Origin of the sequence: Nocardia sp. CA-084685, from assembly GCF_050955785.1 — a bacterium.
Classification (GTDB): domain Bacteria; phylum Actinomycetota; class Actinomycetes; order Mycobacteriales; family Mycobacteriaceae; genus Nocardia.
The window spans coordinates 2,065,627-2,080,410 of the sequence record NZ_CP192094.1 but is presented as its reverse complement, the minus strand read 5'-3'; the positions used below and the strand labels follow the sequence as shown (position 1 = coordinate 2,080,410).

Genomic DNA, 14,784 nt, shown 5'->3' with positions numbered 1-14,784 from the left:
GAGCGTGAAACGCGGGCAGCACCGCCTCCGACCTACGCGGCCGCGCTGATCCCATCGGCCTCGGCGCGCAGTCCGCGCAACCTGCCGAGTTGCACATCCAGGTCGGCGATGCGTTCTTCGCGGTGGTCGCCGTATTTGCCGTAGGCCACCTCCGCGACGCGTAAACGTTCGTCGGCGGTGTGGAGTACGTCGGTGGCGATATCAGTGAAGTGATCGCGCAGGGTGCGTTGCACGGCTCGCAACCGGTTTCGGGATTCCTTACCGACCTGGAAGATCACATCGTCCATCAGCCTGGCCACGGAAACCTTGGCCTCGGCCTGACGGCGCTGCTTGCGAGCCTTGCGGTCGTCCCACAGCGCATTGGCGCCGAGCAGGAGGGCGGCGGCGGCCGAGTACCAGTTCACCAGTGGCATTTTCAGCAGGCTGGTGAGCACACCGACCATGAGCAGACCACCGTAGGACCCGCGCATGACGGTAAGGAATTGGCCGAGGAAACCGGCTTTCCCGCTGATCAGCGGTTCCAACCGCGCCACATGGTCGAGCACTTCACCGGGATTTTCCAGGCGTAGATCCGGTAGCGGCGGAGCGCGGTGATCGGCGGGGAATTTGGCGGCCACCTGTTCGGACAGTTCCACCGCCCGGTAGTGCGCCACCACGAAATTCTCTTCGACCGCCTCGCAGATGCGCGCGTCCAGATCCGCGCCGAAATCCTGCCAGCGGCGGGCCGGATCGGTCCGGACGATCTCGGCCTCGGCATCGCGCACCAGGCTGCGTAGCCGGTGCCGCAGATCGTGTTCGATATCGGCCATCAGCTCCGTGCTGCCGTCACCGAGGGTGACCTGCCAGTTGGCCGAGCGCTGTCGCAGCTGATCGGCCTGGTCGCGGGCGGCTACCAATTGTTCGGTGATCTCCACCCGGCGCCGCGGATCGCGCAGCGCCTCGGCCTCGGTCCGCAGGGTCACGGCCAAATGGTCGGCGACCAGCCGGATGTCGTTGGCCGCGGCTTCCAGCACCAGGCTGTCGGCCCGTGCCAGCACGTAGTCGCGCAGGTGGTCGACCAGTTGGGGCACGCCGGATTCGATATCGCGCTGATAATTGCCCGCCTGCAAGTGCAGCAGCGCGGAGACCGGTGCCACCGCGAAGCCGAGACCGGCCGCGTCCAATAGCTCGCGATTGCGCTGTTGGGTGTGCTGCCAGTGCGGGTGCAGGTCGATCTTGTTCAGCGCGCAGATGACCGTCGGACACAGCTGTTGGATGCGCACGAGATAGTCGATCTGTTCCGCGCTGAACTCGGTTCCGGCGTCACCGACGTAGAGCACGGCATCCGCTGCGGCGATCATCGACCAGGTGGTGTGATCGTCGCCGTTCGAGCCGGGTGCGTCCATCAGGACGAGGCCCTCGGCGAGCAGCGGACTCGGCTCGGTGAATTCGGCGCGGATCACCCCGTCGGCAGCCAGCGCGGGCCCGGGATCCAGCGGATCGACTGGCTGACGTTCGATCCGGCCCGCGCCCAGCGATTTCACCAGCACGGCGGTCGGTTCCGGTCCGAACTCCGCGATCACCGGCACACTCAGCGCACTCTCGGTGGCGCTCACCCGCGCCCCGATCAGGCCATTGACCAGGGTGCTCATACCGTTCTTCGCGGCACCTACGACCACCAGGCGCAGCCGCGGATCACTGACCCTGGCCCGAACCATACTCAGTCGGCCACCCAGGTCTTGCCGGCCCGCGGAGCGAGTCATCTCCTGCAGTCGATCGAGGATTCCGATGACCGGCGCCATCGCCTCCGGATGTTTCACCGTGGCGGCCTCCAGCCCGGCTGCGGCAGACAACCGCTCCTCCTAACTGTCTTGCGGATATCGCGTTCGACGATGACATGCGCGAGCGCGACGGGTGCGCGCGACCCCCATCCGGCTTCCTAGATCAAGGTGATATCCAGGCCCGGCATGAGGTGGTGGCCGTCGTGCATACCCGGATCGGGCAGCAGCGGGGTGGACAGCCCAGCGGCCATGAGGCTCATCGACGCATGGTCGGGCTCGTATACCGGGTGCCCGAAATCGGCCGGGTCGCTGATTTCGGCGGCGATCGGGTGCGTCGGCGGCTTCACCGGCGTGACCGGTGCCGGCATCGTCGGCGCGGGGACGTGCGGCTGCTGAGTCGGGATCGGCGCCGGGGAGTTCGCGGTCGGGATATCGATATCCGGGGTCGGCACGACCGTCGGTGCGGAGTGGGTGACCGTCGGCACCGAGACGGTCGGGACGTCCACGGTCGGGTCGTCGACGTCCGGCTGAGTGGTGTGGGTATTCGGGATGGAATTGCCGCCGTTGACGGTACTCGGGGTGGTCCCGCCGGTGTGGCCGGTACTGGTGCCGCCGTTGCCGGTGCTCGGAAGCGTCACATCGTCGTCGTCCGGTGTCGTCGTGTGCGTCGGCGCGTGCGTGGTGGGAGCCTGGGTGGTCGGCGCTTGGGTCGCCGTCGGGATCTTCGTCGTCCCAGTGGCATCGGTGTCCGGAACCGTGGTGTGGCCGGGCTTGGTGGCTCCCGTATCGGGCGTCTTGGTCGGATGCCCGGTGGTGTTGTCGGCGGGGATCGGCACCGTCTTGGTGACGGTGGTCGGGGTGCTGGTCACCGGTGTGGTGGTCGGATGCGAATCGTCGACCGCGACCGGATGCTTCGCCGGAACCGGTCTCGGCTCGAACAGGGCGGGCACCGTCGCGGCGGGCGCGGTCAGCGGCGACGGACCCGGCGGCGCGACAAGGACATTGGCGACCGGGGTGCTCGCCACATCCGGCTGAATCGTGGTTTGCAGCGGGGTGGCGGCGACCGGCGCGGCAACCGCGGCGGGCGCGACGACGGCGGGGGCCACCGCCGCGGGCGCGACGGCCGGTGCGATCGGAGCGGGCAGCGGCGCCGCGAACGGCTGCACGGGCTGCACCGCGACGGGCTGCACGGCCGAGTACGGGGATCCGCCGACGGGCTGGGTGCCGACCGGGTTGACCGTGCCATGTGCACCGGAACTGTCGAGGCCGGAACGTCCGGCGCTGCCGGGGGTTTGGCCGAGCCAATCGGAGAACCTGTCGATATTGTCACCGACCCGACCTGCGCCGACCTCGACCTTCAGTGCGCCGTCGACCTCGACCTTGGACTGTGTGGCCAGGTACATCCCGTGCGGACCGACACTCAAGTCGACTTCGAGTTCGGTGTGCAGGCTGAAAGCGGCCGCTGCATCGATGAAGACGCCGACCGCCTCCGGGTTACCGACACCGTGGAACATATCGGCGCCGTGGAATGCATCGCTCCCGTCGAACGCGTGGTTGCCGTAATACGCGTCGTCACCATGGAACAGCGCACCATTACCCCCGGTGGCGCCGCTGTGAAACATGTTTCCGCCGTAATACGGAAGGTGACTCGCGTCCGCATCGCCGTCGTCGGTGCTTTCGGCATCACTGCTCACCGACTCGCTGATCGCCGTGTTGTGGGCTGACGCCGGAACACGGGGCAGAGTAAAAGGATTCGCACCCGGAGCGAGGAAGCCGTTCGGGTCGGGGAGGTTGAAACCGTGATCGCCGTGACCGAAGTCTAATCCGGGCAGTTTGCCGAGGCCGCCCGGCACGTGTCCAGTACCGAGATCGAGCCCGGACTGCGGTGCATCGCTGTGCAGATCGAGTCCGGACCGTTCGCTCTCGGTTCCGAGACCGAGCCCGGGCTGATAACTGTTGCCGTACCCGGTGTTCTGCCACGGCTGCACTGAATGCTGCTGCGGCACAGGCCCGATGTACACGCCGGAATTGGGCACATTCGGGATGGTGAACGGCGCGTTGACGCTGACATCGCGCGGGGTGGGTGTCGACGAATGCACTGGTGCGGGCGGAGTCGAATCCGGGTCCGGATCCGGAAAGGTGACCACGGGACTCGGCGCGCCCGGTTCGGGGTCACGGGTGTAGGCCGAAGTCCAGCTGTCGAGCCGTTGCCCGCCGCCGGGATGGACGGGGGCGGGACCACCATTGGTGGCGACCAGCGCGCCGCCGGTGACGTACGCGCCCGCTCGCGCTACCCGCGCGACGCCGGTGGCAACGCGATAGGCGGTATCGCCCGCACGATCGTCAGCTTCGGTGGCATCGCTGTCGAAGGGCAGGTCACTCGTCATGCAAGCTCCACTCTCAGGTTTCCAGCATCCTCACCACGCCGGGCAGACCGAGTGAAGATCATTCAACGATATTCCGGAAAACCCAACTGTCACATTCTGCAGGTCCGCAGAGCATACGACTGTGACGAGCAACATAACCTTGCCATTGGAAAAACCAGAACGGAAGCCCTGTTTCTGCGGGCACCCCGAACTGGGGCCGGTGTTGCCATCGGACCTGCTCGAGCGCTCCGAACCCGCGGCCCGAAACCGTGTCGACGAGACTAACTCGTCGGCGACCACGCGTACAGCCCGAGTTGGCTGCGCCGCAAGAGATTTCTAATGATTGCTCAAGAGATGGTGAAGTTGCGCTGCTTAGCGTCGTTCTCGCCGGAACAGCCCCGGCACCGACGCGAAGGAGATCGCATCATGACCGCACCCCTCGGACGCGGCCGAGCCCGCATTGCCACGATCGTCACGGGTACCGCATTCGCCGTCACCGCGACCGCGCTGGTCGCAGGAGCCGCCTGGGCCCATCCGCCGCTGCCGGACGACGGGGACCTGACGGTGACGTGCGTCGTGCAGGGCCCAGGCGAGCCCCACGTGGTGATCCTGGAGCGTCGAGGCCTCGGCGCTCCGGGCGCACCGCTACCGCCGCTCGTCGAACCGCCCGGCTGCCCGGATATCGATCCGTCCGGACCGGTCATCGTGGCGCCTGGCCGGCCCGGCGAACCGGCTCGCCCCGGCGTCGTATACATCCAGCCCGCCCGTCCTGCGCCGAGCGGCAGTAGCGGCAGCTGACCGAGGGGCGGCTCTATGGTGGCGCCATGACCGGACAACGCATCTTGGTCGTGGACGACGAGGTTCGAGTTCTCGCCTCGCTGCGGCGGGGGCTCGAACTGTCGGACTTCGACGTGGTCACTGCGGGGGACGGCGCCGAGGCGCTGTCGATGGTCCGCAGCGCCGAGCCGGACGCCATGGTGCTCGATGTGAATATGCCGAATCTGGATGGGGCGGGCGTGGTTACGGCATTGCGTGCGATGGGCAACGACATTCCGATCTGTGTGCTGAGCGCGCGCACCGCGGTCAGCGATCGCATCGCGGCCCTGGAGCGCGGGGCCGACGATTACCTGACCAAACCCTTCGACCTCGGCGAACTCGTCGCGCGCCTGCATGCGTTGCTGCGCCGTCGACCCGCGCTGATCCGGCCGTCCGGTGACGACCAACGCCAAGTCGGCCGGGTGCGCATCGATCGGGCCGGGCATCGGGTTTTCGCGAGCGGACAGCAAGTGGAGCTGACCAAACGGGAATTCGAGGTGCTCGCACTGCTGGCCGAGAACATCGGCATCGTGCTCAGCCGCGAGCAGATCCTTTCCGCGGTCTGGGGTTACGACTTCAGCACCGACACCAATGTGGTGGATGTGTTCGTCTCCTATCTGCGGCGGAAGTTGGAGGCGCACGGTGCGTCTCGGGTTATCCATACGGTGCGTGGGGTCGGATTCGTACTGCGGGAGGAATCATGAGCGCTATGGAGGAATCGTGAGCGAGCAGCGGAATCGTGAGCGAGCAGCGCCGTCGGTTCCAGCACAACGACCCGAGCGCCGACGAGTCGGCGGGGCCGGACAGTGAAGTCTGCGAAAGGCAAAGTGTCCCTGTCGTTGCGCGCTCGTGTGGCGCTGGTGTCGGGCGTGGTCGCGGCGCTTGTCGCGGTCACGCTCGGCATCGTCTACACGGCACTTCTCGACGCCACCGGTTCCCGTCAGTTCGACGACACGGTCTCGACCATGGGCGTCGCCATCGCGCCACCACTGGATACGCCACCGCACGTAGTGATTCGAACCCTCCCCGATCCACAGACCCGCCCCACACCGCAACTAGATCCCACCATCGTCGCCCCCCAACCGGGTCCCGCAATCGCCGCCCCGCAACTAGGGCCCGACATCCCCCTGCCCCCACTAGATCCTGCCGTACCCGGGCGCGTGATCGTGGGCCCCGGTGACGTCCGCACCGTTGTCGCAGGCGCGCCCGGTTTAGTGGTCCGGCTCGAACCCGATCGCGCACTGGTGGATTCGGCCATCCGCCGCAGCCAGTTGATCGGCGTCGGGATCGGCATCGCGGGCGTGCTGCTCGCCGCGGTGCTCGGCTGGTTCCTGGCCGGTTACGCCGCCAGTCCACTGCGCAGACTGGCCGCCGCTACGCACGGCATCGATACCCTCGAACAGCTCCCCCCACTGAGCGGTCGCGGAGCCCGTGAGGCGGAGGAACTTTCCGATGCCATCACCCGCATGCTCACCCGACTGGAGGCGGCACACGGCGCCACCAATCGCGCACTTGCCAGCGCCAGAGACTTCGCCGCGGTCTGCGCCCATGAGTTGCGCACACCGCTCACCGCTATGCGTACCGACCTGGAAGTCCTGGCCACCAAGGAATTACCCGCCGACCAGCACCGCGCGGTACTCGCCGATGTTCTGCTCGCTGAGCGCCAGATCGAGAACACCCTGACCGATCTGGAACAACTCGCGGTCGGCGAACTAACCGAATCCGACGCCTTCGAACCCTTCGAACTGTGCGAAATCCTCGACCGCGCGGTACAAGACGCCCGTCGCCGACACCCCGAGGTCAGCATCGATCTCACCGAATGCACCCCGACCACAGTGAACGGGCTACCGGGTGGACTCATGCTCATCGTCACCAATGCAGTCGCCAACGCCGTCCAGCACGGTCAGGCGGACACCGTCACGATCGCCGCCCACCGCGCCGACTCCGGCACAATCGACATCACGATCGACGACGACGGCACCGGCATCCCCGAAACCCTGCGCCCCGCCGCCTTCGACCGCTTCGTCAAAGGCCCGGGCTCCCCCGGCTCCGGCCTGGGCCTCGCTCTCGTGCGCCAACAAGCCGAACTCCATTCCGGCACAGCTGAACTCGACCGCAGCCCACTGGGGGGCGTCCGCCTGCGCGTCCGAATTGCCGCCCTGGACGATGGCTGAGGCTCAGTCGGCCATATCTTTGAGCGATTCGGTATCGAACGTGAGGCCGACCGGCTCCGGCAGGCTCACCGCGCGCCCGAATGCGTAGCTGTGCACGTCCTGGTAGCCATCTTCATCGGGCTGGCTGTGAACGACTACCTTGCCGGCCTCGCGATCGATGAGCAGGTAGAGCGGAATCCCAGCTCGCGCATAGGCGATCGGCTTGTCAATTCGATCGCGCCGGTTGGTGTCGGAATCATGAGAGGTGACTTCCACCGTCATCACCACGGCATCCGGTGCGGCCCACTCACCCGCGCCAGCGAACGCATCAGGTGGCGCCAGAATGCCGTCAGGACGAGCTCGTCCCTTACGGTACGACCCGACGGCCAAGCCCTGCCCGATGACATGGAGAAATAGTCCCGGGTTCAACGGCATCAGCAGCAGGAGCAGCCAGTTGAGTATCCGGCCATGGTCGCCATCGGGCGCACGTTTGACCCCCAGTCGTCCGCCGATGAGTTCAACCTGCACGCCTTCGGTCTCACGCTCGACGGCACGAGCGATCGACTCGAACTCAGTCGCGAGGATGGGCCCCTCCTCCGATACAAGAGTCGGGTCGTCGTGCACCACAGTCACAGCCCGCCTCCTCGGTTTCTGCCCACCTGACAACGGATCCTGCCTCATGGTCGTTCCCCGAGAGGCACTATCCCGCGGTGTGCCGACCGCCGCCGGAGTGGCGAACCTATTTCTGCCCCTTCGGTTTATCGGAGGCGGCGTCGGAGGAGAGGGCGGCTACGAAAGCTTCCTGGGGGACGTCCACGCGGCCGATGGTCTTCATGCGCTTCTTGCCCTCCTTCTGCTTCTCGAGCAGTTTGCGCTTACGGCTGATGTCACCGCCGTAGCACTTGGCGAGCACGTCCTTGCGGATAGCGCGGATGTTCTCGCGGGCAATGATCTTCGAGCCGATGGCGGCCTGGATGGGCACCTCGAACTGCTGGCGCGGAATGAGTTCGCGCAGTTTGGTGGTCATCTTGTTGCCATAGGCCTGGGCGGCGTCGCGGTGCACGATCGCGCTGAACGCGTCCACCGCCTCGCCCTGCAGCAGAATGTCGACCTTGACCAGATGCGACTCCTGCACGCCCGACTCCTCGTAGTCGAGGCTGGCATAGCCGCGGGTGCGTGACTTCAGCGAGTCGAAGAAGTCGAAGATGATCTCCGCCATCGGCATGGTGTAGCGCAGCTCGACCCGGGTCTCGGACAGATAGTCCATGCCACCGAGTTCGCCGCGGCGACCCTGGCACAGCTCCATGATCGAACCGATGAATTCGCTCGGCGAGATGACGGTGCACTTCACCACCGGCTCGTACACATGGCGCACCTTGCCCTCCGGCCAGTAGGACGGGTTGGTGACAACGTGCTCGCTGCCGTCTTCCATCTCCACCTTGTAGACCACATTGGGTGCGGTCGAGATCAGGTCCAGATCGAATTCGCGCTGCAGGCGTTCGCGGGTGATCTCCATATGCAGCAGGCCGAGGAAGCCGCAGCGGAAACCGAAGCCGAGCGCCACCGAGGTCTCCGGCTCGTAGGTCAGCGCGGCGTCGTTGAGCTGGAGCTTGTCGAGCGCGTCGCGCAGGTCCGGATAGTCCGAGCCGTCGACCGGGTACAAACCCGAGTACACCATCGGCCGCGGCTCGCGATAGCCGGTGAGCGGTTCGCTGGCACCGCCGCGCGCGGACGTGACGGTATCGCCGACCTTCGACTGGCGCACATCCTTCACGCCGGTGATGAGATAACCGACCTCGCCGACGCCGAGGCCCTGGGTGGGCTTGGGCTCCGGGGACACGATGCCGACTTCGAGCAACTCGTGTGTCGCACCGGTGGACATCATCTTGATCTTCTCGCGCGGAACGATCTTGCCGTCCACCACACGGACGTAGGTGACCACGCCGCGATAGGTGTCATAGACGGAGTCGAAGATCATGGCCCGCGCGGGGGCGTCCGGATCGCCGACCGGCGGGGGCACCTGCTTGATGACCTCGTTCAGCAGCTCCGCCACACCGACACCGGTTTTACCGGAGACCCGCAGCACGTCATCGGGTTCGCAGCCGACGATATGGGCGATCTCGGCGGCGTAGCGGTCCGGATCGGCGGCGGGCAGGTCGATCTTGTTCAGCACCGGGATGATCGTCAGATCCTTGTCCAGCGCCAGGTACAGATTCGCCAGTGTCTGCGCCTCGATGCCCTGCGCCGCGTCGACCAGCAGCACCGCACCTTCGCACGCCTCGAGCGCCCGCGACACTTCGTAGGTGAAGTCGACGTGGCCGGGTGTATCGATCAGATGCAGTACATAGTCGGTGCCGTCGACCTGCCACGGCAGCCGCACATTCTGGGCTTTGATGGTGATGCCGCGTTCGCGCTCGATATCCATCCGGTCCAGGTATTGGGCGCGCATCGCCCGCTCCTCGACCACACCGGTGAGCTGCAGCATGCGGTCGGCCAGCGTCGACTTGCCGTGGTCGATGTGCGCGATGATGCAGAAGTTCCGGATCCGGGCGGGATCGGTGAACGTCGTGTCGGCGAAGCTGGCGGGCACTCCACTCCTCATGGGTATCGGCAAACTGCCGTCTATCGTCCCATGCGCGAGGTAGCGGCACTGTCAGCGGTTCACCGTTGCGGGTTCCGTACCACTGTTCAGCCGCGATAGCCGGTGCCCGGAATGCGGTGCGTGTAGTCGGCGCACAGGTAGGTCTCGGGCACCTGTTCGGTCACCGGCACCTCGAAATAGTCGTCCTTGGTGCGGACCGTGAGGTACTGGTCCTTGGCATCGCGGTGACACCACATGCCGGTGAGGCCGTGGCCGTACGGCGAGTAGTCGGAGAACAGGCAGGTAATGCAGGAGAGCAGACGGACATCGTCCGGGAACTGCTGTCCGAGTCGGAACAGCGCGTCCTCGAAATATCTGTCGGTGCCCTGGTAGGTCAGCCCGTCGATGTCGATGGCGAGTTCGAGCGACTCCCCTACCCCGCCTGGCGGCAGTGTCAGCCGGAAATGGATCACACCGGGTTGCCGCTGGTCGTGCGCCTGCACCGAGCAGGGCAGTTCGCCGGAGAGGGCACAGCCCGAGATGGCATCCCACTCGTCGACGGGAAGTCCGACCCGAAGCGCTGCGGTCTTGTCATAGGGACCCAGCGCGTCGAAGTCCGGACCCGCCACCGGAACGCCACGGATGACTGTGCGGATATCGAACCGGTTCGGACCCCAGTGCCGAGATGGCCCGATCCGCCACATGATGTGCTCGGTACCGTGCTCGTCGGTGTAGGTCCCCGGAAAAACCTGCGGTTGCACAGCTGGATCCTTCTCCCGCGACGAATTGCCCGACTCTAACCAAGAATTCGCCGTATTTTCGGTGGGTGGAGAAATTGGTTTTCGTCCTGCGTCGATCCGATGCCGAGGCGACCGAGTCGTGGTGCGAATCGCTGCGCACCACGGTGGCCGCGCAACTGGTCGACCTCGGGGTCGCGGGTGTCACCGTCTATGTCCGCGATGCGGAAGTCCAGGCCGCACTGATGCGCATGGTGACGCTGGACCCGCCGATCGCGGCGGCGGTCACGGTCTGGGTCGAACGGAGCTACGGTCCCGAGGCCGCGGCCGCGGCCGACCTTCTCGCCGAATTCGCCACCGCGACACACGGCTACCTGGTGACCGAGTCGGTGCCGCTGCGGCTCGATGATTCGGTCCCCACCCGCACCGAGGGCTTCGGCAACCTCGCCTTCCTGCGCAAGCCCGCCGAACTCACCTGGGAACACTGGCTGGGCGACTGGCAGGGACGGCATACCACGGTGGCCATCGAGACGCAATCGACATTCGGCTATACCCAGAACGTGGTGGTCCGGGCGATCACACCGGACGCGCCCGCCATCGATGCCATTGTCGAGGAACAGTTTCCAGCGGCGGCACTCACCGATCCACTGGTCTGGTACGGCGCGCGCGACGCGGACGAGTTCCAGGAGCGGGTGCGACGCATGCTCGACTCGGTCACCCGGATCGGCGCGGATCGCAACCTCGATACCGTCTCGACCAGCAGATATCCTGTGCTGCAACCATTTTCGACACGGACGCGGCAGCGGACCGGCGCCTGAGGCGCGAACACGTGCTACCGGGCGGTAGACAGCGCTGATGAGAACTCGAGATCGCGCCGTTACCATCCAAGGATGGCCCGAACTTGGAACACGCTCGGCAAGCAGCTAGGCCTCATCGCGAAGGAGCAGGGGCCCAAGATCGTCAAGCAGCAGGGACCGAAGTTGGTCGACAAGCTGCAGCGCTCATCGCTGCTCGAGCGCGCGGTCGGGTCGCTGGCGACGCGTAAGGCGCCGGCGGTCGCGATCCGACCGACCGCATCGACCCCGGTACCGACCGCCGAGCGGGCCAGGCAGATCGTCTACTGCCCGCAGTTGGACGGCCGCGCCGATCCGGGCGAGATCGTGTGGACCTGGGTGCCCTTCGAGGAGGATCCGAACAACGGCAAGGATCGCCCGGTGCTCGTCGTCGGCCGCGACCGCAGGACCCTGCTCGGGCTGATGCTGTCGTCGAATCCGGAGCGCGCCCACGATCGCGACTGGGTCGGAATCGGCAGCGGCAGTTGGGATCACGAAGGCAGGCCGAGCTGGGTCCGCCTCGATCGGGTACTCGACGTCCCGGAAGACGGCATCCGCCGCGAAGGCGCGATCCTGGCCCGCAAGACCTTCGACCTGGTCGCCCACCGGCTATGCGCCGAATACGCTTGGCATTGATCGGAATTCAAGACACCATTTCCCGGGAGCGGCCGAACAGTAGGCCGTAGATCAACGCACCGAGCACGCCACCGATGAGCGGGAACACTACGAAGACCCAGACCTGGGGTCCGGCGCCGTCCTGGTAGAAGGCGACGGCGAGGCTGCGGGCCGGATTCACCGAGGTGTTGTCCACCGGGATCGAGATCAGGTGGATGACCGCGAGCGTGACGCCGATCGACAGTCCGGCCAGCGGAATATCGGAGATCTGGTCGGTGGAGGCCAGCACCACGAATACCAGCAGCGCGGTCAGCATGACCTCGATGATGATCGTCGCGGACAGGCCGTAGCCGTTCTCGATCACCACCTGTCCGAGCGGACCGCGCACCGCGGACGGACTGTGCTTACCCCAGCCGTTCGCACCGAGCCCGTTGACCGCACGGTCGTAGGAGGGCAGATTCTTGGCGATCGCGAACAGCACGAGTCCGGCCAGGAACCCACCGATCAGTTGCGCGATCACATAACCGACCGCGGAGATCACCGAAAGCCTGCCGAGCAGCAACTGCCCGACGGTCACGGCGGGATTCACGTGGCAGCCGGAGATCGGCCCGATCGCGTAGACCAGAAACAGCAGGGATAAGCCGAAGGCCAGTGCTATGCCAAGCGCACCGACGCGCTCACCGGCCAGTACCGCGGTGCCGACACCGCTCATGACCAGCACGAATGTGCCGAGCGTTTCGGCGGCCCACTTCTTGGCCTCCGGCGTCGGCTCCAGTTCGGTGACTTCCTCGACGACTTCCTGAGCAGTGGGAGACATACGCGCCACCTTCCGAGAGGGTCTTCCCCTTATGAACGGGGCTTGGGACCTGCTACGAAAATCACGGCTGATATGAAACTGGACGTTACGCGAGACGGGTGAGCACTACAACGCTGACCCTTTCGACCGACCCGCAAGCGATCGCTACGGCGGTGCGGCGCTAGGCGAGCCTGGTGATCTCCACTACGACCTCCAGATCGGTCGAACCGCTGCCGGAGAAAATGCCCTTGAGCGGCGGCACATCGGCATAGTCGCGGCCGACGCCAACGGAAATGTGCTGTTCGTTGATGGCGATATTATTGGTCGGGTCGTAGCCCCACCACGCACCGGTCCACGCCTCGATCCAGGCGTGCGATTGCCCCGCGACGGTCGTATTGATCTCGGCGGCCGGATCGGGATGCAGATATCCGGAGACGTAGCGGCTCGGAATCCCCATACTGCGCAATAGAACCAGGGTCAGATGCGCGTAATCCTGGCATACGCCTCGACGTTCGGCGAAGGCCTGTACGGCCGAGGTGTGCACCGAGGTCGTACCCGCGATGTAATTCATTTCGTCGTGCACCCATTCGGCCGCACGCACAACGGCTTTCGCGGGCGGCACACCGCGCGCGAGCTGTTTCGCGGTCGTGGCCAGTTTCTTGCTCTGCGGCACATAGGCGGTGGGCGAGAGCATTTCGTCGAAACGGTCACCGATGTGTGCGGAGTGCAATTCCTCCCAGGAGAACTCCTCGGCCGGACCGGCGAACGGTTCGGTCTCCACCACCGATGACCCGGTGACCTCCAATTCGGTATGCGGGGCGTGCAGATCGAAGGACGTGACCGCGGTGCCCCAGTAGTCGGTATAACGATAGGACCGGGTGGAGGGCACCGTCTCGACCCGATTCAGGATGACGTTCTGCCTACTGTCCGCGCGCGGAGTGAGCCGAGCCTCGTTGAACGACCGGGTGACCGGGGCGTCGTAAACATAACCGGTGGTGTGCACCACCCTGATTCGCCAGCTCACAGCTCTCCCTCCACCTGCGCATGGTTATCGTGACTCCCGCGCTGATCGGTCCAGGCCACCCATGGCGCGGCGTGGAAGTACTGGAGCGCGATCGCCTCGCTGACCTCGCGACAGGTCTTCTGCAGCGAAAGCAGGCGATTCTGCAGATCCTCCAGCAGCGCACCGGGCGGCAGGAATTCGAGCTCGCTGCGGGCCCTACCGAGCAGCCGCTGCGCCTCGTGGCGCGCACCGACCCGGCTGGTCGGGCGCTGATCGAGTTCGGCGAGGCAGGCCTCGGCCACCCGCACCGAATGGAAGACCGAACGCGGGAAAAGCCGGTCGAGCAGGATGAATTCGGCGACCAGATGGGCGTCCAGTGCGCCGCGGTGGGTGCGTAAATAGGTGTCGTGCGCACCGGCCGAGCGCAATACGGTCACCCAGGCCGGTGACGAGGTGCGGTCGCCCGCGCGCGAAAGCAGCAGGCGCACGGTCATATCCACGCGTTCGATGGAGCGACCGAGCAGCAGGAAGCGGTAACCGTCGTCGCGGCTGAGCGTGGAGTCGGAGAGTCCGGCGAACATCGCCGCCCGACCCCTGATGTAGTGGAAGAATTCGTGCGGGCCCAGGCTGCGGGCGGCCTTCTCGGTGGCCGTCAGCCCGATATAGGTGGCGTTCAGGCACTCCCACATCTCGCTGGAGGTGACTTCCCGTGCGCCCCTGGCATTTTCGCGTGCGTTGGCGATCGAGTCGACAATGGAATTGCCGTGGTCGTGGCTGAAGGCCACCAGGTCGGTGACCGACCAGACATCTAGTTCGACCGCGGGCGGCTCGATTCCCAACACCCGCAAAAGAAGTCGCGAGGTGCGGTCCGGATCCACCGTGGCATCCTCGAGCAACTGATGCACCGCGACGTCGAGGATGCGCGCGGTGTCGTCGGCACGCTCGACGTATCGTCCTATCCAATAGAGGGATTCGGCGTTGCGGGCCAGCATCAGCGTATTCCCCCGCCTTGTCGCTGGTCTGGCCCGGACACGGACTGCTGCCGGATTCGGCGCGGCGCGGCGAGCTGCTGGATTTGCGCGGGCACACCGAGCTGTTGTCGGTCGGATCCGGGCCCACCGAAC

13 protein-coding genes are annotated in these 14,784 nt (G+C 65.9%); 5 read left to right on the top strand and 8 right to left on the bottom strand.

The genetic code is table 11. The features are described from left to right. Positions 1-32: 32 nt before the first annotated feature. Together ACQP2U_RS09175 and ACQP2U_RS09170 are read right to left on the bottom strand one after the other, a co-directional pair. Positions 33-1,832 carry a hypothetical protein gene (locus ACQP2U_RS09175; RefSeq protein ID WP_433714269.1) on the bottom strand — a complete coding sequence of 600 codons (1,800 nt, stop codon included), beginning with the start codon at positions 1,830-1,832 and terminating at the stop codon, positions 33-35. A gap of 86 nt (positions 1,833-1,918) precedes the next feature. Next, a complete protein-coding gene (locus ACQP2U_RS09170; protein ID WP_433714268.1) occupies positions 1,919-4,147 on the bottom strand; it encodes a hypothetical protein in 2,229 nt (742 codons plus the stop codon). 405 nt (positions 4,148-4,552) lie between these two features. On the opposite strand from ACQP2U_RS09170, the gene ACQP2U_RS09165 reads away from it, so the two are divergent. The 3 genes from ACQP2U_RS09165 to ACQP2U_RS09155 all read left to right on the top strand — a co-directional run bounded on the left by ACQP2U_RS09165 (position 4,553) and on the right by ACQP2U_RS09155 (position 7,116). Beyond that, positions 4,553-4,924: a hypothetical protein gene (locus ACQP2U_RS09165; protein WP_433714267.1), complete on the top strand. Its 372-nt coding sequence runs from the start codon at positions 4,553-4,555 to the stop codon at positions 4,922-4,924. Positions 4,925-4,965: 41 nt separating this feature from the next. Then, complete coding sequence (locus tag ACQP2U_RS09160) at positions 4,966-5,646, top strand: response regulator transcription factor (RefSeq protein ID WP_433716410.1); 681 nt, start codon at positions 4,966-4,968, stop codon at positions 5,644-5,646. Positions 5,647-5,748: 102 nt separating this feature from the next. After that, complete coding sequence (locus ACQP2U_RS09155) at positions 5,749-7,116, top strand: sensor histidine kinase (protein ID WP_433714266.1); 1,368 nt, start codon at positions 5,749-5,751, stop codon at positions 7,114-7,116. Between the two features lie 3 nt (positions 7,117-7,119). On the opposite strand, the gene ACQP2U_RS09150 is transcribed toward ACQP2U_RS09155, so the two are convergent. The 3 genes from ACQP2U_RS09150 to ACQP2U_RS09140 all read right to left on the bottom strand — a co-directional run bounded on the left by ACQP2U_RS09150 (position 7,120) and on the right by ACQP2U_RS09140 (position 10,437). Continuing rightward, positions 7,120-7,728 (bottom strand): Uma2 family endonuclease, encoded by a 609-nt coding sequence (locus ACQP2U_RS09150; RefSeq protein WP_433714265.1) that lies wholly within the window; start codon positions 7,726-7,728, stop codon positions 7,120-7,122. A gap of 106 nt (positions 7,729-7,834) precedes the next feature. Then, positions 7,835-9,697: a translation elongation factor 4 gene (gene lepA / locus ACQP2U_RS09145; protein WP_433714264.1), complete on the bottom strand. Its 1,863-nt coding sequence runs from the start codon at positions 9,695-9,697 to the stop codon at positions 7,835-7,837. A gap of 86 nt (positions 9,698-9,783) precedes the next feature. Further along, positions 9,784-10,437, bottom strand: coding sequence for a DUF6304 family protein (locus tag ACQP2U_RS09140; protein ID WP_433714263.1), 654 nt, complete (start codon positions 10,435-10,437; stop codon positions 9,784-9,786). Positions 10,438-10,502: 65 nt separating this feature from the next. Here ACQP2U_RS09140 and ACQP2U_RS09135 point away from each other — a divergent pair, with 65 nt between their 5' ends. Together ACQP2U_RS09135 and ACQP2U_RS09130 are read left to right on the top strand one after the other, a co-directional pair. Next, positions 10,503-11,231 (top strand): hypothetical protein, encoded by a 729-nt coding sequence (locus ACQP2U_RS09135; protein ID WP_433714262.1) that lies wholly within the window; start codon positions 10,503-10,505, stop codon positions 11,229-11,231. 72 nt (positions 11,232-11,303) lie between these two features. Beyond that, a complete protein-coding gene (locus tag ACQP2U_RS09130; protein ID WP_397033326.1) occupies positions 11,304-11,882 on the top strand; it encodes a type II toxin-antitoxin system PemK/MazF family toxin in 579 nt (192 codons plus the stop codon). Positions 11,883-11,889: 7 nt separating this feature from the next. Here the strand turns inward: ACQP2U_RS09130 and ACQP2U_RS09125 are convergent, their stop codons facing one another. The 3 genes from ACQP2U_RS09125 to ACQP2U_RS09115 form a co-directional block, all read right to left on the bottom strand. Beyond that, positions 11,890-12,678: an aquaporin gene (locus tag ACQP2U_RS09125; protein ID WP_397033328.1), complete on the bottom strand. Its 789-nt coding sequence runs from the start codon at positions 12,676-12,678 to the stop codon at positions 11,890-11,892. 160 nt (positions 12,679-12,838) lie between these two features. Beyond that, entirely contained in the window at positions 12,839-13,681 is an 843-nt protein-coding gene (locus ACQP2U_RS09120) for a transglutaminase family protein (RefSeq protein WP_433714261.1), read from the bottom strand. Beyond that, positions 13,678-14,652 (bottom strand): alpha-E domain-containing protein, encoded by a 975-nt coding sequence (locus ACQP2U_RS09115; RefSeq protein WP_433714260.1) that lies wholly within the window; start codon positions 14,650-14,652, stop codon positions 13,678-13,680. Before ACQP2U_RS09115 ends, ACQP2U_RS09120 begins: the two co-directional genes overlap by 4 nt. Between the last annotated feature and the right edge of the window lie 132 nt (positions 14,653-14,784).

Coding starts and splice junctions, on each gene's coding strand:
- ACQP2U_RS09165 (WP_433714267.1), top strand. CDS start 4,553: ATGACCGCACCCCTCGGACGCGGCCGAGCCCGCATTGCCACGATCGTC.
- ACQP2U_RS09125 (WP_397033328.1), bottom strand. CDS start 12,678: ATGTCTCCCACTGCTCAGGAAGTCGTCGAGGAAGTCACCGAACTGGAG.
- ACQP2U_RS09170 (WP_433714268.1), bottom strand. CDS start 4,147: ATGACGAGTGACCTGCCCTTCGACAGCGATGCCACCGAAGCTGACGAT.
- ACQP2U_RS09115 (WP_433714260.1), bottom strand. CDS start 14,652: ATGCTGGCCCGCAACGCCGAATCCCTCTATTGGATAGGACGATACGTC.
- ACQP2U_RS09130 (WP_397033326.1), top strand. CDS start 11,304: ATGGCCCGAACTTGGAACACGCTCGGCAAGCAGCTAGGCCTCATCGCG.
- lepA (WP_433714264.1), bottom strand. CDS start 9,697: ATGAGGAGTGGAGTGCCCGCCAGCTTCGCCGACACGACGTTCACCGAT.